The sequence below is a fragment of the Streptomyces sp. YIM S03343 genome (genome assembly GCF_054729195.1).
Genome location: NZ_JBPUKX010000001.1, coordinates 4884640 through 4904000, shown reverse-complemented (window position 1 = coordinate 4904000; position 19361 = coordinate 4884640). Strand labels below are relative to the sequence as shown.

The 19361-nt window shown below is 68.6% G+C and carries 21 protein-coding genes and 1 tRNA gene; 7 read left to right on the top strand and 15 right to left on the bottom strand.

Annotation, left to right across the window (positions count from 1 at the left end; translation table 11 throughout):
- Positions 1-238: 238 nt before the first annotated feature.
- A complete protein-coding gene (locus ACSYGN_RS21275) occupies positions 239-1015 on the bottom strand; it encodes an IclR family transcriptional regulator (protein ID WP_460397938.1) in 777 nt (258 codons plus the stop codon).
- Between the two features lie 81 nt (positions 1016-1096).
- Here ACSYGN_RS21275 and dhaM point away from each other — a divergent pair, with 81 nt between their 5' ends.
- On the top strand, positions 1097-1489 hold the full coding sequence (dhaM, locus tag ACSYGN_RS21270) for a dihydroxyacetone kinase phosphoryl donor subunit DhaM (RefSeq protein WP_460397936.1): 393 nt from the start codon (positions 1097-1099) through the stop codon (positions 1487-1489).
- Positions 1473-1754 carry an HPr family phosphocarrier protein gene (locus ACSYGN_RS21265; RefSeq protein ID WP_460397934.1) on the top strand — a complete coding sequence of 94 codons (282 nt, stop codon included), beginning with the start codon at positions 1473-1475 and terminating at the stop codon, positions 1752-1754. The genes dhaM and ACSYGN_RS21265 overlap by 17 nt, the downstream gene beginning before the upstream one ends.
- A gap of 121 nt (positions 1755-1875) precedes the next feature.
- On the opposite strand, the gene ACSYGN_RS21260 is transcribed toward ACSYGN_RS21265, so the two are convergent.
- Positions 1876-2022: a hypothetical protein gene (locus tag ACSYGN_RS21260; RefSeq protein WP_460397932.1), complete on the bottom strand. Its 147-nt coding sequence runs from the start codon at positions 2020-2022 to the stop codon at positions 1876-1878.
- Between ACSYGN_RS21260 and ACSYGN_RS21255 the strand changes: the two genes are divergently transcribed.
- Positions 2021-2791, top strand: a complete 771-nt coding sequence (locus ACSYGN_RS21255) for a TNT domain-containing protein (protein ID WP_460397930.1) — start codon at positions 2021-2023, stop codon at positions 2789-2791. The genes ACSYGN_RS21260 and ACSYGN_RS21255 overlap by 2 nt on opposite strands.
- An 8-nt stretch (positions 2792-2799) precedes the next feature.
- Complete coding sequence (locus ACSYGN_RS21250; RefSeq protein WP_460397928.1) at positions 2800-3129, top strand: hypothetical protein; 330 nt, start codon at positions 2800-2802, stop codon at positions 3127-3129.
- Between the two features lie 18 nt (positions 3130-3147).
- On the opposite strand, the gene ACSYGN_RS21245 is transcribed toward ACSYGN_RS21250, so the two are convergent.
- The 6 genes from ACSYGN_RS21245 to ACSYGN_RS21220 all read right to left on the bottom strand — a co-directional run bounded on the left by ACSYGN_RS21245 (position 3148) and on the right by ACSYGN_RS21220 (position 8614).
- Positions 3148-3597 carry an NUDIX domain-containing protein gene (locus tag ACSYGN_RS21245; protein ID WP_460397926.1) on the bottom strand — a complete coding sequence of 150 codons (450 nt, stop codon included), beginning with the start codon at positions 3595-3597 and terminating at the stop codon, positions 3148-3150.
- 372 nt (positions 3598-3969) lie between these two features.
- On the bottom strand, positions 3970-4302 hold the full coding sequence (locus ACSYGN_RS21240) for an ATP-binding protein (protein ID WP_460397924.1): 333 nt from the start codon (positions 4300-4302) through the stop codon (positions 3970-3972).
- 188 nt (positions 4303-4490) lie between these two features.
- Positions 4491-5339, bottom strand: coding sequence for a helix-turn-helix domain-containing protein (locus tag ACSYGN_RS21235; protein ID WP_460397922.1), 849 nt, complete (start codon positions 5337-5339; stop codon positions 4491-4493).
- Between the two features lie 14 nt (positions 5340-5353).
- Positions 5354-5872: a DUF6879 family protein gene (locus ACSYGN_RS21230; RefSeq protein WP_460397920.1), complete on the bottom strand. Its 519-nt coding sequence runs from the start codon at positions 5870-5872 to the stop codon at positions 5354-5356.
- Positions 5873-5991: 119 nt separating this feature from the next.
- Positions 5992-7755 (bottom strand): group II intron reverse transcriptase/maturase, encoded by a 1764-nt coding sequence (gene ltrA / locus ACSYGN_RS21225; RefSeq protein WP_460397918.1) that lies wholly within the window; start codon positions 7753-7755, stop codon positions 5992-5994.
- Positions 7756-8353: 598 nt separating this feature from the next.
- A complete protein-coding gene (locus ACSYGN_RS21220; protein WP_460397916.1) occupies positions 8354-8614 on the bottom strand; it encodes a hypothetical protein in 261 nt (86 codons plus the stop codon).
- Between the two features lie 233 nt (positions 8615-8847).
- Here ACSYGN_RS21220 and ACSYGN_RS21215 point away from each other — a divergent pair, with 233 nt between their 5' ends.
- Positions 8848-9447, top strand: coding sequence for a hypothetical protein (locus ACSYGN_RS21215; protein WP_460397914.1), 600 nt, complete (start codon positions 8848-8850; stop codon positions 9445-9447).
- Between the two features lie 120 nt (positions 9448-9567).
- On the opposite strand, the gene ACSYGN_RS21210 is transcribed toward ACSYGN_RS21215, so the two are convergent.
- From ACSYGN_RS21210 to ACSYGN_RS21200, 3 genes are all read right to left on the bottom strand, one after another.
- Positions 9568-9804, bottom strand: a complete 237-nt coding sequence (locus ACSYGN_RS21210; protein WP_460397912.1) for a helix-turn-helix domain-containing protein — start codon at positions 9802-9804, stop codon at positions 9568-9570.
- 270 nt (positions 9805-10074) lie between these two features.
- Positions 10075-10150 (bottom strand) — tRNA-Lys (locus tag ACSYGN_RS21205).
- Between the two features lie 152 nt (positions 10151-10302).
- Complete coding sequence (locus tag ACSYGN_RS21200; protein WP_460397910.1) at positions 10303-11460, bottom strand: RNA-guided endonuclease InsQ/TnpB family protein; 1158 nt, start codon at positions 11458-11460, stop codon at positions 10303-10305.
- A gap of 23 nt (positions 11461-11483) precedes the next feature.
- Between ACSYGN_RS21200 and tnpA the strand changes: the two genes are divergently transcribed.
- Entirely contained in the window at positions 11484-11912 is a 429-nt protein-coding gene (gene tnpA, locus ACSYGN_RS21195; RefSeq protein ID WP_460397908.1) for an IS200/IS605 family transposase, read from the top strand.
- A gap of 141 nt (positions 11913-12053) precedes the next feature.
- On the opposite strand, the gene ACSYGN_RS21190 is transcribed toward tnpA, so the two are convergent.
- A complete protein-coding gene (locus ACSYGN_RS21190) occupies positions 12054-13574 on the bottom strand; it encodes an amino acid permease (protein ID WP_460397906.1) in 1521 nt (506 codons plus the stop codon).
- 238 nt (positions 13575-13812) lie between these two features.
- On the opposite strand from ACSYGN_RS21190, the gene ACSYGN_RS21185 reads away from it, so the two are divergent.
- Positions 13813-15465, top strand: coding sequence for an IS1182 family transposase (locus tag ACSYGN_RS21185; protein ID WP_460391610.1), 1653 nt, complete (start codon positions 13813-13815; stop codon positions 15463-15465).
- 93 nt (positions 15466-15558) lie between these two features.
- On the opposite strand, the gene ACSYGN_RS21180 is transcribed toward ACSYGN_RS21185, so the two are convergent.
- From ACSYGN_RS21180 to ACSYGN_RS21170, 3 genes are all read right to left on the bottom strand, one after another.
- Entirely contained in the window at positions 15559-17802 is a 2244-nt protein-coding gene (locus ACSYGN_RS21180) for a DEAD/DEAH box helicase (RefSeq protein WP_460397904.1), read from the bottom strand.
- Positions 17803-18070: 268 nt separating this feature from the next.
- Positions 18071-18805 carry a hypothetical protein gene (locus ACSYGN_RS21175; RefSeq protein ID WP_460397902.1) on the bottom strand — a complete coding sequence of 245 codons (735 nt, stop codon included), beginning with the start codon at positions 18803-18805 and terminating at the stop codon, positions 18071-18073.
- A gap of 99 nt (positions 18806-18904) precedes the next feature.
- Complete coding sequence (locus ACSYGN_RS21170) at positions 18905-19255, bottom strand: metallopeptidase family protein (protein WP_460397900.1); 351 nt, start codon at positions 19253-19255, stop codon at positions 18905-18907.
- Positions 19256-19361: the final 106 nt, after the last annotated feature.

Below are 19361 nucleotides of genomic sequence, written 5' to 3'. Positions count from 1 at the left end.
GGAGCCGGAAATTTCGTAGCTCCTCGCGTTCATCATGGATGAACGTTGTTCGGGAAATTAAGCTCAGGTTTCACGCGTGTCAAGAGGTACGGCAGCGATCGGGCGCGCCGGACACCGCAGACGGCGGCACGGCAGAGGCCCCGGGCACGCTCGGGGCGCCCGGGGCCTGCGTACGTACGGGAAGGGGACCGACGGGACTCGAGGACCGGACCGTCAGGAACCGGACCGTCGGGGGCGGTCAGAGGACGGCCGTACGGGCGCCGCCGCGCGGCGCCCCCAGGTCGCGGGAGAGATTGCGGGCGGTCTCACGCACCGCCACCGCAAGGTTCTGACGTGCGGATTCGGCGAGCAGCCGCTCGACGGGCCCGACCAGTCCGAGGGCCCCGACCACCTCACCGGACCGGTCGAAGACGGGCGAGGCGATGCCCGCGTCCCCGATGGCGGACTCCTGGTCCTCGATGGCGTACCCGGTCCCGCGGACGTCCTCCAGCTGGCCGGCGAGGACCGAGGAGTCGGTCACGCTGGCGCCGGTGAGCACGGCCGGCTTGCCCGCGAGGAGCCGCTCCCGCTCGGGCGCGGGGAGGTGGGCGACGATGGCCTTGCCCAGCGCGCAGGTGCTCCACGGGACGGTGGCGCCGACCTCCAGGATCTGCACGGCTCCCTCGGGCCGGAAGGCGTGGTGCACGACGAGCACGTGATCGCCGGTGAGCACGGCGACCCACACGGCCTCATTGGCCAGGGTCGCGAGCTGATCGGCCCAGGTCAGCGAGCGGGTGCGCAGCTCCTGGGTGTCGAGGTAGGCGTTGCCGAGCTGTACGAGGCCCGGCCCGAGCTGGTACTTCGAGCTGTCGCGGTCCTGCACCACGAGTCCCTCCGCCTCCAGGGTGCGCAGCAGGGCGTGCACCGTGGGCTTGGCCACACCGAGGCGGTCGGCGAGTTCGGTCACGCCCAGCCGGGGCCCCGTGGCGGCGAGCTCCCGCAGGATCTGCACCGCGCGCTGTACCGCCTGCACCATGGAAGCGTCTCCCGAGTTCGGTCCGGATGGAGATGCATTCGGTATTGCTGAACGGCGTTCCGAGATTTAACGTAGCCGTTCATGAGCGCATCTGTCGGCATCGTACTCGTGTCCCACAGCGCCGAACTCGCCGCGGGCCTCCGCCTGCTGGTGGAGCAGATCGGCGCCGACACTGTCCCCCTCGCCACTGCCGGAGGCACCGACGACGGCCGCATCGGCACCAGCTACGACCGTGTCCTCGCCGCGATCCGCGACGTCGACCGGGGTGCCGGTGTCGTCGTCCTTCCCGACCTCGGCAGTTCTGTCCTGACCGCCCGCACCGTGCTGGAAGACCACCCCAGCGACGACATCACCATCGTCGACGCGCCCTTCGTGGAGGGCGCGGTCGCGGCCGCGGTCACCGCCGCGTCCGGTGCCGATCTGAAGACCGTCGTCGACGCCGCCAAGGAGGCCCGCAATGTCCCCAAGCTCTGACTCGACCGCCACCGTCCACGAGACGTCGGTGGTACTGCCCGCCCATCTGCACGCCCGCCCGGCAGGCCAGCTCGCCCGCGCCATGGCCGCTTTCACCAGCACCGTCCGTTTGGAGGCCGCGGGCCGGAGCGTCAACCCGGCCAGCGTCCTCGCCGTGATGGGCCTGGGCGCGACGGCGGGCAGCACGGTGACGCTCCGGGCGGAGGGCCCGGACGCGGAGGCGGCGGTGGCGGCGCTGGCGGAGATCCTGGCGACAGCCGAATAGCCGCACCGCACCCCTCCCGCACCCGTCCCACCCCTCCCGCACCCTCCTACCCCTCCGTCCGAGGGACCCCGTTCGGCCCTCACCCCGGCACGTCTGCCCCGACTCACCCCTCCCAGCGGCTTTAGTGGTCGCGCCGATCCGCCACCAGGTGACCGGCGCTGAGCACTCGTCCCACGGGAGGTTCGTTGAGTTCGTCGAGTTCGTCGAGTTGGCGGAGCAGATGGGCAGGCTTCGCGGCGGCGGTCGGCCTGACCGGTTCGCTGTTCATGGGCGCACCGGCGGCGTCGGCCGCGCCCACGGCACCGGCCCCGGTGTCGGCGTCTTCTCCCGCCGCTTCTGCTCCTGCCGAGGTCAGGCCCGACCCCGACACCTCAAGGGCGTGCCGGGGCCTGGTCCCGTACCCGATCCCGCCCCAGTACCGCTCGTACTACTTCTGCGGTGACTGGCGGCTGGGCCCGCGCCGGCTGCCCACGCAGGGCGTCGTGGGCGGCATCCTCCAGGGCTACGACCGCCTGGGCGGCCTGACGGCCGTGCAGTTCCTGAACCGCTGGTGGCTGCCGTCGGCCGACTCGGGCCAGGGCGACTGGAGCTACCCGCCGGACGACGGTTTCGCCCACGACAACGAGGGCCACCCGCTCGGCGCGCCCCTGGTCCTCCACGCCTCGGACCACCTGCTGCTGGACCGCTTCGGCAACGAGTCGGGCAGGTTCCTCTCCTCGGCGGGCACGACGTTCGGGCAGCGGGCCATCCCACCGTCGAACCTCGACACCTCCGACCCGCGCTACCCGTACAACTACCACCTGTACCGCCTGGCGAAGGACATCACCGTCTGCGCAGGCCCGGCCGCCCCGGCCTTCGAGCAACCGGGCGGCTCGATCCAGTACGCGGCATCGAGCACCGGCGTCTGCCCGACGATCCCGTACACCAACGTGGCCGCGCTGGTGTCGAACGGCACCCTGGTGAGGGTGGCGGTCCCGACGGACCAGCCCAAGTCGCTGAAGCCGCCGACAGGCATGCGCACGCTCGCAGCACACTGACCACCCGAATGAACCGCTTCGAACTGCAACGGGCGCTGCGCGCGGCCGGAGTCCCGGACGCGCTCTACGAGATCCCCGGCTGCACGCAGGGCCCCTACCCCGCCGACCGCTACTTCCTGGAGGAACGCCCCGGCGGGGTATGGGCCGTGGGCGTCCACGAACGCGGCACCCGGGAGGTCGTAGAACAGTTCCCCACAGAATCCGAGGCCTGCGCCTGGCTCCACACCCGCCTGACCGAGAACACCGCCCCACCCCCGACCCAGCTCACCCCCGAGGAACAGGAATCCCTCCTGCGCACCCCCGAAGCCACCCGGCGTCGCCATGGGCACAGGGCCTGATGACTTGACAGCCGGTTCTCAGGCTGACCACCCGTGAAGCGACACCTGAGGTCCACCGCCGGCGAGATACCGGCGCAGGGCGGTGTCGCCGGAGCGCACGAAGTCCTCCGGAAGAGCGCCGACGTCGACCCACCGGACCTCGGCGTGCTTATGAGGCTCACGGTTCTGGGGTTCACCGCTCCACTCGTGCGCGACGAAGACGACGGTGAGGAAGCCGTTGGGCGCCTCAACACCCCAGGCCCCGTGGACGATATGGGCGACCTCCAGGGCCTCCGGCGCCACGACCAGACCGGTCTCCTCGTACAACTCCCGCACAGCGGTCCCGATGACGGACTCCCCGGGCTCGCTCTTGCCGACGGGAAGATCCCACAGCCCCTGCCCGAACTTGGCATCCGGGCCGCGCTGGAGCAGCACGACACGATCGGCGCCCCGGTCATGAACGATGACGGCGGCAACCAGCAACGTCATCCCGCCGAGCCCACCCGCCTCCGACCGAACCACAGAGTCCTCCTTCGCCGACCGAGAGCAAGGTGATCAGGAGCATAGAGGGCAGGCATGGCCACGTCGTAGGAGCTTCTCCCCTCCTTGAAGCGAAGGGGATCCTTCCTTCAGGGCTGAGCGGGGATTCCTGGCTCAGGCTGCCGCCGGGAGCAGCGCTCCCGGGGGTCTTGTGCCCTCGACACCAGCCGGGTTCGCATGGCCGAACGGTGCCGCTCGGATATACGGGGTGAACAGAAATGGTGAGGCTGACTGCCCTCCGGCCGCAGGAAACCTGTCTCCGTGCCGGGTTCTGCCGAAACACTGCAGAAAGGTATGAACAATTCGACCTGTCACCCTGATTCAGCGACCCGACGGTTCATTTCGTTCAGCTGTCGCGGCGTCAATGCACTGGACCATCAGCTCTGCCCAGACGATTTTGCCCCAGCGCTTTCGGTCGCAGCCCCAGCGGTATGACAGGGCGTCGACCAGGACGAGGCCACGGCCGCTCTCATCGGTCTCGTCGGCGATGCTCGTTTTCGGCAGGGTGCGGGAACCATCGCTGACACCGATCCGTACGGCATCGTGCCCCAGACGTCGGACGGATACCCGGACCAGACGGCACGAGGTGTGCTGGACCGCGTTGCTCATCAGCTCGGAGACGATCAGCGTGCCCGCGTCGGTCAACTCGATCATACGCCAAGTGCCAAGAGCGACAGAGAAGCACGGGCGTTGTCTCCTCGGAGCCGGGACTCTCGCCCGCAACGAGCGGGCGGAGCTCTTCTCAGCGCCGCCAGGACGAGCCTGGACCTGCTCCGCGGCGGCAACGACCGTACGAAGAGCCGAGATTTGCCCTCAACGGGATTGCGGAGAATTGCGCAGTGTCATCCGAGTGAGTGAATCGCCGTCTCGATCAGAGCGCGGGCGGGATTGCCGTGGACGGCCATGTTCGCCAGCTCCCCGAACGCCTTCCGGTAGTCGGCGAGTTCGCGCGGCTGCACCACATTGACCTCGGCTGTGAGGGTCTCCACGACGCTGCGGGTGCTGTCATGGAGGTAGAACGCCTCCAGCGGCCACATGGCCCGCCGGGCGGTGAAGGGGATGATGCCCAGGGAGACGGACGGCAGCTTCATCACAGTCAGCAGATGCCGCAGCTGACCGGCCATGGTCTCGGCATCGCCCACCCGGTAACGCAGGACGCATTCCTCCATCAGAACAACGAACCGGTGTCCGCCTTCGTACAGGAACCGGCTGCGGGCGACGCGGGCGGCAACAGCCTCCGAGACGTCGTTCGGGGTGCCCTGGAATTCCGTGATGGTCTCCATCAGGGCCGTGGCGTAGGCGGGAGTCTGGAAGAAGCCCGGCATGACGTTGGAGACGTACGCGCGTGTGACACGGGTCTGCGCATAGAGGCCGTAGAAGTCCTCCTGGGTCTTGCGCATACCGGTCCGATGGGCCCGGCGCCACTCCACGTACATCGAGTCGACAGCGCGCGCCGTGGCGATCAGGTCGTCCGCCTGGTCTGCGGCACCGCACGCGGCACACCAGGCGCGGATGTCGAGGTCGGTGGGCTGAACCTCGCCCTTTTGGATCCGGGTCGTTTTCGCCGGGTGCCAACCGCACCGGGCGGACAGGTCCTTGCCGGTGAGGCCGGCGTCCTTGCGGAGGTGCGACAGACGTACGGCGAGTGCTTCTCGGGCTGACCGAGCGCTGGACGAAGGAGAGGAGGACATCAGACAGGGCGGGATCAGACGGTGTACTTCTCGTGGTCGACGGCACGCTCCCACACGGCCTCGAACGCGCCGGAACACAGCTCGACCACAGCGGGGTCCTCACTGAACTCCTTGGGCGGCACCGCCCAGTCACCGTCTCCGGTGAAGATGTTGAACTGCACCAGGCTGTCGTCGAACAGCCAGAAGTCGGCCCCCGGAAGGGCAATGTCCCTGGCCCTCCGACGAGGCAGCCAGCGCACCAGTTCCCCCGCCTCGGTGTTCAGTGACGTGGCGGCATGCTCCCACCGGATGTAGTCCGTCACGGGCTCGGACACGATTCTGGCCCTGCGCATCACCACGCCACGGCCGACAGCCTCCCGCACGATGCCCAGCCACTCGGGCCACCAACCCACCGTCGGGTCGAGGTCGACTCGGCCGGTGCGCTTGAACTGCTCGAACTCTTCGGCCTCGTCACCGACCCCGTACGCATCACGCATCTCCAGATGCACCGCGCTACGGCGTGTACCGGCCAGCAGCTCAGCGAACCTCGGCACGCCGCTCTGCGACAGTCGGGTAGCCGGAGCGTGTTGCCACGCCCCGGCCCCCTCAGAACCGGACGTGCGGCTGTTCACCGCATCCGGCTCAAGCGAGCCCCCAGAGCTGTTGCGCGCGTTCATGCTTGCCCGGCCCTCCTGTTGTCGCCAGCGTGGTGCTGGCGATGACATTCAGCGTGCACGAGGCGGAGGTTTGTCTTCTCGTCCGAGCCGCCGTGCCGCCTGTACACGAAGTGATGCTTGTGAAGCATCTTCATGGATGCCGAGAACCAGGCCGCCCACTCCCGCGGGCTGTCGGGCTCGAATTCGGCACCGGAGATCAGCGCCTGTTTACACAGGGGGCAGATTCCCTTTTGGCGAGCAGCCAGCGTGACAGACGTCCTGTCCGCCGTTGCTGGCATCTTTTTGCGCGAGCGGTTCGCCCAGTAATCGGCGAGCGTCGGATCATCAGGCGAGTACCCCGCCTTGAGACCGACGTGCCGTTCAATCTTGGTCCATCTGAGCTTGTACAGGTACATGCCGGTTTCCCGGTCACCGAATACCCATTTGCTCTGACGGTACGAGTTGAACTGACCGTAGTACCTTTCGGTACACCAGGTCTTTGATTTCCTCGGGTGCGTATGCCTGGCCCACTTGAAGGTCAGCTTCCACAAGTAGTCGTCCAGATCGCGGAACGTCTTCTTGGACACACCCGACCGGTAGTAGGTGGCCCATCCCCGAAGAATCGGGTTGAGCCGCTTCACCACGGCCATCACGTTGGACCCTCGATGGGCCAACATCTCGTCGCGGAGCCTTTTCCGGAACCTCTTGACAGCGGACTTGCTCGGCTTTGTGAGCAGTTTCCCGTTGTAGCGGCGGACATTGAACCCGAGAAAGTCAAATCCCTCTTCGAGGTGGACAACCCGTGTCTTTTCCTCGTTGAAGGACAGCCCTCGCGGCTCCAGCCACCCGGCCAAGTCATCCTTGACCCGATACACCTGACTCTCGCTGTGACAGAACACGGCAAAGTCGTCTGCGTACCGCACAAGTACCGGTGCGTCTCTCCGCTGCCACAGCGTGGCACCTTCGAGACAACCGGCCGCTGCACTCATCCCGTGAAGAGCGATGTTCAGCAACAGTGGGCTCACCACGCCACCTTGAGGAGTTCCCTCCTCGGTAGGCGCGAACCGCGTGTTCTCCATGATCCCTGCCTTGAGCCAACCCCGAATCATTCCCCTGCCGGGGAAGTGTCCGAGGCTTGTCAGCAGGTGCGCATGGTCGATCCGGTCGAATGCCGATGCCAGGTCCGCGTCGAGCACCCACAGCCGTTGTGCCCGTCTCTGGGCCACCGTGCTGAAGATGTTCGTGATCGCATCGTGGCACCCTCGCCCGGGGCGGAAACCGAAGCTCCGCGCCTCGAAGCGAGCTTCCCACTCGGGTTCCAGCGCATTCTTGACCATGGCCTGGCGGGCCCGGTCGCACATGACTGGAATTCCCAGCGGGCGTCGTTTCCCGTTCGCTTTGGGGATGTACACGCGCCGAACAGGACGGGCATGGTCGGTGATGGGTTGGGCAGCCAGTTCGGCCACCATCCGTCCGCGCTCCTTCGGAGTCAGGGCGGTTTCACCGTCGATGCCGGCCGTCCGGCGTCCGGAGCTCAACTGGGCCACCCTCTTCACGCTTACCTGCACGTTCGAGTGAGACCTCAGCATGAGCTTCTGCAAGTTTCGGACTATCTTCAAGTCCCCTTCGCGCGTAGCTGTGAAGATGCGCTGCCGCAGTCGCCGTACCGACGCTTCTGCCTTGGCCCAGTCGATGCTGTTCCATGCCTGCGTGTGGTCTTCGGGTCCGTTCGCCAGAGCAGGCCGGACAGTTACTCCTGTCCTCGTTCCTGAACTCGGCATCTAACTTGCCCCTCAGTTCTGGTTTCCAGATAGCTGGTCTTCACAGGCTCACCTGATCCGCGTAGGCTCCCTTTCGGGCCGGGCACAGGCCCGTATCCGACGGGTTATGCGGTGACGCTTGTCCGCCCCGGTTTCCCCTGGGTTTTCACCCTGTCGGCATTCGCTTCTCGGATCATCCTGTCCTGCTGGAGAGTTGGGCCTTCGTTGCCTCCGGCTTACCGTGATTTCACGGACTCCAACAGGGTTTCCACGTTCCGCTCCAGTGAGACGCGGCTGGGGTGGGCGCCCTCTTTACCCCGGAACCTGCGGTGTCCACTCCCGCTTATGCGAAGACGCGGGATCGCATAGCACTCTTCCGTGCTCGGGTTCTATAGCCGCCAACTGCCCTGCCATCCGCACGACTTGGAAGTAACGAGGCGTCATCAAGGGTTCACTCACGTTCGCCCGTCCAGCCTTCCCCTTCGTCTGTGGCTGCCCGATGGCCAGGCTGCTCTTGGACTTTCCCGCTCGGCTTCACACCCCGCCGTTGCCAGCGACGCATGCGAACGTGGGGACGGACCTTGGACACTGGTCCGGGTCGGTTACCGCCTCCTCTCACTCATCCACTCAGCTGGAGCGACCTCGTGTCGCACTCGCACGCCTTCCTGATGATCGGGATCATGCGGGCCGGGATCCTGATGACGGTCTCGCCGGGCGGGATCGGCGCCCTGGCCGGGGACAAGGCGTCGCAGGTTGCGGTCGTCTTGTTGTCGGCCTGGTAGCTCTGGATCAGCAGGTCGTTCGTGCTGGTGTCTACCCAGACTGTGGGGCATCCGTCCTCATCCGTTTCGGGGTCGATCCCAACGAAGTGAATGTCCATGGTGGCTGGCCTCACGCGCTAGTCGGTTGCAGCGATTTACACCACGGTCGTGACCCGGGTGACCTTGGTCAAGAGCGCATGTTAGCCATGACCAGGGTTCTGTAACTGCCATGTAATTCGGTGAAACTTCGTAGCCTCGGCGGCAGGAGGCTCCATAGCGTCGGTGGGCACGAGAAAGCCCCGCAGCCGCTGTCACGGCCCGGGGGGTGGCCGACACCTCGAGGAGCATCGACATGACGCACGGTACAGCCCCAGACCCGGCAGCGGCAGCCACTCCTCAGCCAGTCCCCGCAGGCCCCGGCGTCCTGGTCCATCCGGCCGCTGACCGTCGCCTCGCGGTCGCCCAGTGGCTCCTCTCCACCCTCCCCGCCGACAAGCGCGCCCGGGCCCGCGCCGACTGGCAGGAACACGGGGTCGCACTGCTCCGCCTAGGCACCCTGTTCTCCGCCGTCCGCCTGCCCGCCCCGCTCGTCACCGCGGCGGCCGGCGGGCGCCCGTCGCCTGATGAACTGGACGCGTTCCTCGCCGAGGTCCTCGACGGCCCGGTCGTCTGCGACCCACGGCACCAGCGGTACTACGCGCTCGTTCCCGCGAGCATGCCCCGCACCTGGACGGCCGCCGTTGACGAGTGGCGCGCCCAGGACGTCGACGCGCTCGGACGCGACACCTACCTGGGAATCCCGCGCCCGGACCGCACCCGCGAGGCCAAGATGCGTGACCCGTTCTGGGCTGTGCCCATGGAGTCGCTCGCCTCGCTGTGCCAGCCGCTCGCGGTCGCCCGCCTCGTCGCCGCCGGCGCGCACCAGCTCGCGGACGCGCCCGCCACGGCCTGACCCGTAGACCTCCCGGCCGCAACGTTGGAGCGTGCGACGGCCGGGATGCGGCGCCCGTACACCCCGTGGCGGGCGCCCCGACCCGCCGCCGGAACGCCCCCGCGACCGGCGGCGGGTCACTTACCTGATCATGTCGGGGACAGAGATGCCGATTGCTGCGGCCAGCCGGATGAGGGTGTCCGTGGTGGGCGACTGCTGGCCCTGCTCGATACGGACGACGGATGGCCGGTCGACGCCCGAGCGCAAGGCGACAGTCTCCTGCGTTAGGCCGGCGTCGACGCGTGAGGCTCTGATCGCCTCGCCGATGACCTGACGCTGGGCGATGACCCAGTCGGGCTGTGGCGAGGCAGATGGCACCCGCTCACATTCCTAGCCCGTGATCATCTTGTCTGTGGCGGTAGCCCTACATTGGTGGGTGACTCCCGCGAGCGGGCATCACGGACCGCCGAGACGTTGGGCGACGGCCCTGGAGAGGCGTCGAGGCGGAGACGGGCGGCCACCCCGCGGGTGGCCGCCCGATCTCATTCCTGCCGAGCACTCGGGCCAGCGACGGGCCAGCCAGCGATCATGGAATCACCTAAAACGGACACACCCCCAGCTCGAAATGGCCCTGAGCTGGGGGTGATGTGGTAGGCCCTGTGGGACTCGAACCCACAACCAATGGATTAAAAGTCCACTGCTCTGCCAATTGAGCTAAGGGCCCAGGCGATGTTGCCTCCCCGAGCATAGCCGCACGTGGCCCTGTCTCCGATCGAGTATCGGGGACACGGCGTCAACTTGACCCGGTCCTGAAGGACCGGGCTTGGAGGTAGTGCCCGGCTGGCTGCTGGGTGGGCTCCTCCGTCCAGACACCCCTTAGGGGGTGGCAGAGACGCGTGACTCACGCCCCGCGTTCCACACCACGGCGCCACGCTGGGCGATGTTGTGGGAAGCGTTCCGGTCCGCGTGGGCAACGACCCCGCAGTTCCGGCAGATGAAGAGGGCCTGGTCGACCCGGTTCTTCTTGCCGACGTGCCCGCACTCGCAGCACGTCTGCGAGGTGTAGGCGGGGTCGACGTGAACCACGGGCACGCCTGCGCGGCGTGCCTTGTACGCGATGAACTCTCCGAGCTGGGCGAAGGCCCAGGAGTGGAACGTGACCCGTTGGGGCTTACGGAGCCGTACCCTCTGCCGGATGCCGCCCAGTTCTTCCAGGGCGATTCCGGCAGAGGTGCGTTCAGCCTCGGTCACGATCGTTTTCGCGATGACGTGGTTGGTGTCGGAGACATGGCGCTGCTCGCGCCGGTTGCGCTTCTTCAGTAGCCGCTTGGCGGACTTGGTGCCCTTGCGCTGGAGCTTGGCGCGTAGATCGCCGTGGCGTTTGCGGTGCCGGTTCAGGTCGCGCCCGGCAGCCTGGTAGCCGGTGGACGTGGTGGCGATGTTGACGATGCCGAGGTCGACACCGATGAACCCGACAGGCTCGTACTGCTGCTCCTCGGGGACCTCGCAGGTGGCGATCAGGTAGAACACGCCGTCGCGTTCCACCAGATCCGATTCGCCCTGCCGGTGCTCGCGCAGCATCTTGAGGCCGTCGGCGGAGCAGGCGAACCGCACACCCCGGATGCGTCCGGCGGTGGTCCAGATGGACACCGTCTGTGCGTCGTACTGCCAGCTCAGGCACCGGTCGTCGTACGGCTGGGCTGCCTCGGGCCGAAAGGCGATGGGCTTGGACTCGGCCTTCCTACGCCGCTTCGAGCCCGGTCTGCCGAGGTTCCCAGCCTTGATGTTGGCCTTGAGCGTCGTGTAAGCGTCGCGGACCTTCTTGATGGTGTGCTGGGCCGCTTGCGCCCCCAACCCCCGCGACTTCAACTCCGTGTAGGTGTGCTTGCGCAGCTCGTACTCGCGCGGCACGCCCTGCTCGAACGCCACCGCCGACACCCGGTTCGCGGCCTCGTTGACCGTGCGCAGGGTCGCCGACAGTGCGGCGGCCTGCTCGGCCTCCGGCATCAGCTTCACCTGCACAACGAGTTTCACGGGCGTGATCGTATCATTGATCTATGTCACCACGCTGGGAGCCAAACCCCGATATTCGCAGGGGCAGAACAGTCGTCTGCACCCTTCACGCACACTTGGTCTTCACACCCAAGTATCGGCGCGGCCCGTTCACCGATGAGATCCTCCGGCGCTGCGAGGAGGTCATGCGTGACGTGTGCACGGACTTCAACACCGAGCTGGTGGAGTTCAACGGGGAGAGGGACCACGTCCACCTGCTGGTGCACTACCCGCCCAAAGTCGCCTTGTCCCGGCTGGTCGGCTCCCTCAAGGGCGTCTCCGCCCGGCGGCTCCGTCAGGAGTTCCCAGCGCATATCCGCAAGTATTTGTGGGGCGACCACTTCTGGTCGCCTTCGTACTTCGCCGCCTCGTGCGGCGGAGCACCGCTGGAGATCATCAAGGAGTACATCGAGAACCAGAAGCGACCTGGCTGAGGTCAACAGTGCAGGCCCATGGACACCTGCGGGTCAGAGCCATCCGGAGAGCGCTTCCTCCCGGGCGTGAACGCCCGGGAGTTCCGCGCTAGATCAAGCTGAACGGAGGACAGTGGGGCCCCTCGTGGGTTACCGGGTGGGTTACGAGTCGGCCGGTTCGGGGGTTGTCGCGAGGGTTCGTTCCGGGACCGTGGGCCTCAGGAACCAGTGGCGGGCCGATGTCAGCCACCACGTCGCCGCGAAGCCCAGGACCGCCAGGACCGCCACCGGGGCGTAGTTGAAGCTCTCCCAGGTGATCGGGTACATCTGCGGGAGCATGAAGAGGATGGTGATCAGTCCCACCCAGGCGACAGAGGTCACGCCGATCGCCTTCGACCAGCGGCCCAGGTGCCACGGGCCCCGTTCGAAGTCCTCGCCCTTGCGGAGTCTCAGGAACGTCGGGATGACGTAGGCCACGTACAGGCCGATCACCGCGATCGACGTCACCGCCGCGTAGGCCGTGTAGTTGATCAGGTAGGGGAGGCCCAGGGCCAGCGCGCCCAGGGCTGCCAGCCAGACTGCGGCGACCGGGGTGCGGGTGCGCGGGCTCACCGTGTGCCACACGTGCGAGAACGGCAGCGCGCCGTCGCGCGAGAAGGCGTAGATCATGCGGCTGTTCGCCGTCACCGACGCCATCCCGCAGAAGAGCTGCGCCCCGATCACCACCAGGAGCAGCAGCTTGCCCGCCGTCGCGCCCAGGGCGTCCAGGAGGATCTGGGCGGGCGGTGCGCCGGTCGGGGACGTCCGTTCCTTGTCGTACGACTGGATCGCGAAGGTGAAGCCCAGGAGCAGGACCAACCCCGTCACCCATGACGTCCAGATCGAGCGGACGATGCCCTTCGGGCCCGCCGTCGACGCGTCGTGCGTCTCCTCCGTCATATGGGCCGAGGCGTCGTAGCCCGTGAAGGTGTACTGGGCCATCAGGAGGCCGATGAGGACGACGTAGATGCCGCTGCCCCAGCCCGTGTTGTTCACGAAGTGGGTGAAGACGAAGGACGGTGACTGGTGGTGGTCGGGGACCAGGGCCAGCGCGCCTACGATCACCCCTACTCCCAGCACGTGCCACCACACGCTCACGCTGTTCAGGAACGCGACGATACGGACCCCGAAGGTGTTGAGGAGGCCGTGGAGGACCAGGATTCCCGCGAAGAGGAGGATCGTTCGGCCGGGGGTGACCTCGAAGTCGAACTGGAGGTTCAGGCAGGCCCCGAGGAACGACGCCGCCCCGAAGTCGATGCCCGCCGTCACCGCCACCTGGCCCAGCACGTTGAACCAGCCCGTGAACCACGCCCACGCCGCCGCCGTCCGCGGAGGCGCCAGGCGGTGCGCCCAGAAGTAGAGGCCCGCCGATGTCGGGTACGCCGAGCAGATCTCGGCCATCGACAGACCCACGAACAGGGTCATCAGGCCTACGGCGACCCAGCCCCAGGTGATCACGGCGGGCCCGCCGGTGTTCATGCCGAAGAAATAGAGGGTCAGGCATCCCGAGAGCACCGAGATGATGGTGAAGGAGACCGCGTAGTTCGAGAACGCCGACATTCGGCGGGCGAGTACCTGCGTGTACCCCAACTGGGCCAGGCGCTCCTCGTCCGACAGCCGGTTTGCAAGGGCGTCATCTGTCATGTCCCCAGCGATTCCCCGGGCGGGAGTGTGGCATGCGCCACATCCTGGCCGAAATGTACCGGTAACGCGACGCGCCCCCGACCCTGGGCGGACGCTGACTCTGTCGGGGATCTTGAGGATCCCCGGCGGGGCAGCATGATCAACGGGCATGCTCGGCTCTGTTCAAGGACCGATGCAGTTGTCGAGGTGCCCGTTGTCGCTTCACGCCCGTTCTGGTGAGCAAGTCCCTTCTCTGACCATGCAGATGGCGCGGGCGAGCAACCCGAGCGGTACAACGGCGATGTGGGTGAGAGACCGCCTGGGCGGGCTGTGGCGTGACGAGGACTTCGCCGACTGGTACCCCCGCGACGGCCGCCCAGGGCTCTCGCCCGCCCAGCTGGCCACCGTCTGTGTGCTCCAGTTCCTGCTCGGTCTGTCGGACCGGCAGGCGGCCGAAGCGGTTCGCTGCCGCATCGATTTCAAATACGCGCTGGCCATGGAACTGGACGATCCCGGCTTCCACCACAGCGTGCTGGCCGACTTCCGCGACCGTCTCACCGAGGACGGCCGAGCCGACCGTCTCCTCGACCTCGCGCTCGAACGCCTGAAGGAGGCCGGTCTCGTTCGCGAACGCACCACCCAGCGCACGGACTCCACCCACGTCCTGGCCGCGGTGCGCGACCTGACCCGGCTGGAACTGGTCACCGAGGCCGTCCGCGCCGCGCTGGAAGAGCTGGCCGGCACCGCTGATCACCTGCTGGCCGGCCTGGTGGACGAGGAGTGGGGGCGCCGCTACGGCCGTCCGGTCCGTCTGGGCAAGAACCCCACCCGCCCCAAGACCAGAATCCTCGCCACCGGAGGCGACGCCGTCCGGCTGATCGAGCACCTCGGGCAGCACGGGCCGGAACGCCTGTCAGGGCCCCGCGTCCAGGCCCTGCGGCAGATCATGGTGCAGAACTACTACCGTGACGGGGCCGGGCGCCTGCGCTGGCGCACCGTGGAGGACGGCGGGCTGCCGCCCTCGTCCGTCGCGGTCGTCTCGCCCTACGATCCGACGGCCCGCTACGCGCGCCGCGGACACGTCACCCGTTGGAAGGGGTTCGTCGCGCATCTCACCGAGACCTGCGATCCCGACGGCGTCAACGTGATCACGGATGTGGCCACCACCGATGCCACCGGCTACGACGCGAAGGCTCTGCCCGGCATCCACACCCGGCTCAAGCGCCGCGGGCTGCTGCCCGCCGAGCATCTGGTCGACGGCGGCTACACCTCCCTGGTCCATCTGGAACAGGCAGCCCGCGAACACCAGGTCACGGTCACCGGACCACTGCCGGTCAACACCACCCGCCAGAACCGCAGGAACAACGGGTTCGGCCGCGACGACTTCCACATCGACTTCGACCGTCGGCAGGTCACCTGCCCGCAGGGCGAGACCAGCGCGGGCTGGCACGGCCCCTACCCGACTTCCTCGCCCACGGCGGCACCTCTGATCGTGGCCCGGTTCACCAAGAGCCAGTGCCGGCCCTGCCCGGTCCGCACCCGCTGCACGACCACCGCCGACAGCGCCCGGAGCGTGGGCTTCCCCCCGCGAGAACTCCGTGACCTGCAACTCCGAGTCCGTGCCGAGCAGCAGACACCCGAATGGCAGGCTCGCTACGCGGTCCGCTCCGGAGTGGAAGGCACCATCAACGAGCTCGCCCACGGACACGGCATGCGCCACTGCCGCTACCGGGGACAGCACAAAGCCCACTTACAGCACGTGTTCACAGCCATCGCTGCAAACATCGAGCGCCTCAGCCGACGGCCGCCGACCGGAGAAGCGCCTCCGTCCCGACGGCCGACCGCCTTCCAGAACTACCTGGACCAGCACGGGATCCCCCGGCCGAGGTCTTGGCGGTCCGCCAGAGACTGAGCAGACCGCCAAGATCCCCGACAGAGTCAGCGTCCTGGGCGGGTCGGGGGCGCGTCGTTCGTTCAGCTGCGGCCGAGGTCACGGCCGCTGTCGTCAGCCGTTGCGCTTCCAGCGGGGCTTGTCGTCGCGGCGGCCGAAGGAGGAGGAGGGGGAGGAGCCGGTGCCGCCCCGGTGGTCGTCGCGGCGGCCGTACGGGCGGTCGTGACCGGCGGAGCGGAAGCCCGGGCGGTCGTCGCGGCGGTCGCGGTTGAACGGACGGTCGCTGCCTCGGTGGCCACCGCGGTCGTCACGGCGGAAGCCGCCGCGGTCGCCACGGTCGTCACGGCGCTCGAAACCACGGTCGTCACGACGCTCGAAGCTCCGGCCGCCACGGTCCCGGTCACGGTCGCGGTCGAACGGGCGGGCCGCCCGGTCGTCCCGGCGGAAGCCACCACGGTCACCGCGGTCACCGCGGTCGTCGCGGCGCTCGAAACCACGGTCGTCACGACGCTCGAAGGTACGACCGCCACGGTCACGGTCACGGTCGCGGTCGAAGGACCTGCCACCACGGTCGTCACGGCGCTCGAAGCCCCGGCCGCCGCGGTCACGATCCCGGTCGCGGTCACGGTTGAAGTCACGGTCACGGTCACGGTTGAAGCCGCGGTCGTCACGACGCTCGAAGGTACGGCCGCCCCGGTCGTCGCGGCGCTCCCGGCGCTCGTACGACGTCCCCGACGCCGGTGCCGTGCGCTCGGCGCGCTCCACGCGGTCGGCCGCCTCCGTCACCGGCTGCTGGGGCAGCGACACCTCCGCCACCGCCTCGGACACCGCGGCCTCGGCCTCCTGCGCCGCCGCGGCCAGCGCCTCCGCCGGGTCCTCGCCCCGCTCGCGGGCGACCCTGGCGACCAGCCGGTCGGCCTCGTCGCGCAGCTCCGACGCACGGCGCGTGGCCCGCTCCAGCTGCTTGGCGAGCTGGGCGACCTCGCGCTCGGCCTGCTGCGCGGCGTTGCCCGCGGACTCGGCCTGGACCTCGGTCATCGATCGGGCGCCGGTGATCTCGGCGACCTCCGGGTCGAAGGCGGCACCGCCCTGGATGATGTGACGCCCGGCGTCGACGCCCGCGTCCTCCATCAGCCGGAAGATCTGGCGGCGCTGGTGCGGCAGGGCCAGCGAGACGACCGTGCCGGTGCGCCCGGCGCGGGCCGTGCGGCCGGCGCGGTGCAGATAGTCCTTGTGGTCACCGGCCGGGTCGACGTTCAGGACCAGGTCGATGCCGTCGACGTGGATACCGCGGGCGGCGACGTCGGTGGCGACGAGGACATTGACGTAGCCCTCCTTGAAGTCGGCCAGCGTCCGGGTCCGCGCGCCCTGCGTCATACCACCGTGCAGCGCGTCGGCCTTGGCGCCCGCGTCGCGCAGCTGCTCGGCGACCCGGTCGGCGCCGAGCTGGGTGCGCACGAAGATGATGGTGCGGCCCTTGCGGGACGCGATCGCCGCGGTGACCGGCGCCTTGTCCTTGGGCTTCACCACGAGGATGTGGTGGGACATCGTGGTGACCGCGCCCTGCGCCGCGTCCACCTCGTGGTGCACGGGCGAGCTGAGGTAGCGGTCGACGAGGACCTGGATCTCGTTCTCCATCGTCGCGGAGAACAGCATCCGCTGGCCGCCCGCCGGGACCTGGTCGAGCAGCTCCGTCACCTCGGGCAGGAAGCCCAGGTCGGACATCTGGTCGGCCTCGTCGACGACGGCGATCTCCACGTCCTCGAGGGAGCAGGCGCCGCGGTTGATGATGTCGCGCAGCCGGCCCGGGGTGGCGACGAGGATGTCGACGCCGCGCTCCAGGGCGTAGATCTGATTGCCCATCGAGGTGCCGCCGCAGACGACCTTCATCTTCAGGCCGACGACGTCGCCGTACGGCTGGAGCGCGTCCGCGACCTGCATCGCGAGCTCACGGGTCGGCGTGAGGATGACGGCACGCGGGCGCTTGCGCTCGGTACGGCCGCCGGACAGCCGGGCCAGGGCGGGCAGGCCGAAGGAAAGCGTCTTGCCGGAGCCGGTGCGGCCACGGCCCAGGATGTCCTTGCCGGCCAGGGCGTCCGGGATGGTCGCGGCCTGGATCGGGAAGGGGACGGTCACACCGTTCTGCGCGAGCTTGCGCACGACGCCCTCGGGGAGACCGAGGTCGGCGAAGGTGATCTCGGGGGCGTCTGCCTCGAGTTCTTCGGCCGCTTCGGCTACTTCAGCCGCTTCGGCTGCCTCGGCTACTTCGACCGCACCCTCGGTCGCGACGTCGGTCGCGTCCTCGTCGTTCTCGGTGCTCCCGGGCACGGCGAACTGATCAGTACTGGCAATGGACATACGTCTGCGAAACCTTCCGGAGTCTCTTCGGCACGCGCCCGTCAACTCCGTGATTCGCATTACGACCGCCTCAATGCGGTCCGCCACGGCAAGGGAGAGTACGCGCCACACGGCGCGCTCTGCGGTGGCGCCGGGCAAATGGGATCAAACGATCTACCACCATACGCACCCTCCACCCCCGAAGGCAAACCGAGCCCCGGAGACGCTCGTCACGTGCGGCGATGACCGTCCGCGGACAAACCTCGGCCCAAGTAGCGGGCCGACGGCCTCAGTAGGCCAGCGGGACGGGCGAGGCGACCGGCTGGCCCATGGCCATGGTCCCGAAGGCGGGTGTCCCGGCCGCGGGCGCCGGTGCCACCTCACGGTCGGCGAACTGCGGCCCGGTGCCCTCGTGCGCGGACGAGGAGGGCTCCGCGGGCGGCGGCGTCGAGGGCGGCGGAGTCGTCCCGATGGGCGTGGCGGACTCGGTGGGCACCGAGGTCCGGGTGGGCGCCGGCGGTGCGGGGACCGTCGGGGTCGGCCGGGCACTGGCGCCGGGCTTCACCGGTACGGACGCGGCGACGCCGTCCACCTCCCGCGCGGGCGGGGTGGAAGGAGACGCTGAATCCCCGTCGGCCCTGCGCTTCGCCTTCCCGGCGTGCGGGTGCTTGCCGTCGCCGCCCGCCTCGACGCCGTATCCGCCCCCGCCGCCCGATGCCGCCGACACCCCGTCGGGCACCTCGCCGCCCGGCTGCCCCGCGGAGCGCGACGGCCCCGGCCGGTGCGCGTCACCGTCCCCCACGCTCACACAGCCGGTGGCGGCGGCCGTGACGGCCACCATCACGGCGGCCAGCCGCACCGGCAGACGCCCGCGGCCGGACAGCCGCAGGCGGACAGGACGGTCGGGATGAACGGGATGGTCAGGACGGACGAGATGGTCGGGATGGTCGGGATGGTCGGGATGGTCGGGATGGTCGGGATGGTCGGGGGTGTGCAGACGGACGGGCACGTACAAGGGGCGCACGGCGGTCACCTCCGGGGCTGAAGAGAGTCAATGTGCCCAACTCCCATCGCCCGCAAGAGGACACGCGCCCTCTGTTCGGGCCCGCAGGATCAGGCACCGTCAGCCGTAACCCAGCGCGTGCAGCCGCGCGTCGTCGATCCCGAAGTGGTGGGCGATCTCATGGACCACGGTCACCTCCGTCTCCGCGACCACGTCCTCCCGGGTCTCGCACATCCGGAGGGTGGGATTGCGGTAGATGGTGATGCGGTCGGGCAGCACGCCCGCGTACCACTCGCCCCGGTCGGTCAGCGGAGTCCCCTCGTAGAGCCCGAGCAGCTCGGGGTCACCGGCGGGCGGCTCGTCCTCGACGAACACCGCGACGTTGTCCATCAGCCGTGTCAGCTCCGACGGGATCCGGTCGAGCGCCTCGGCGACCAGTTCCTCGAACTCCTCGCGCGTCATCTCCAGCACACCGTCATTGTCCGGTACGGAACGCCCGTACGAGAGTCGCGAACCGTCCCCTGTACCTCTGTGTGTATCCGGCATGCCCATGCGTATCCGGGGGCGGACTTGGGCA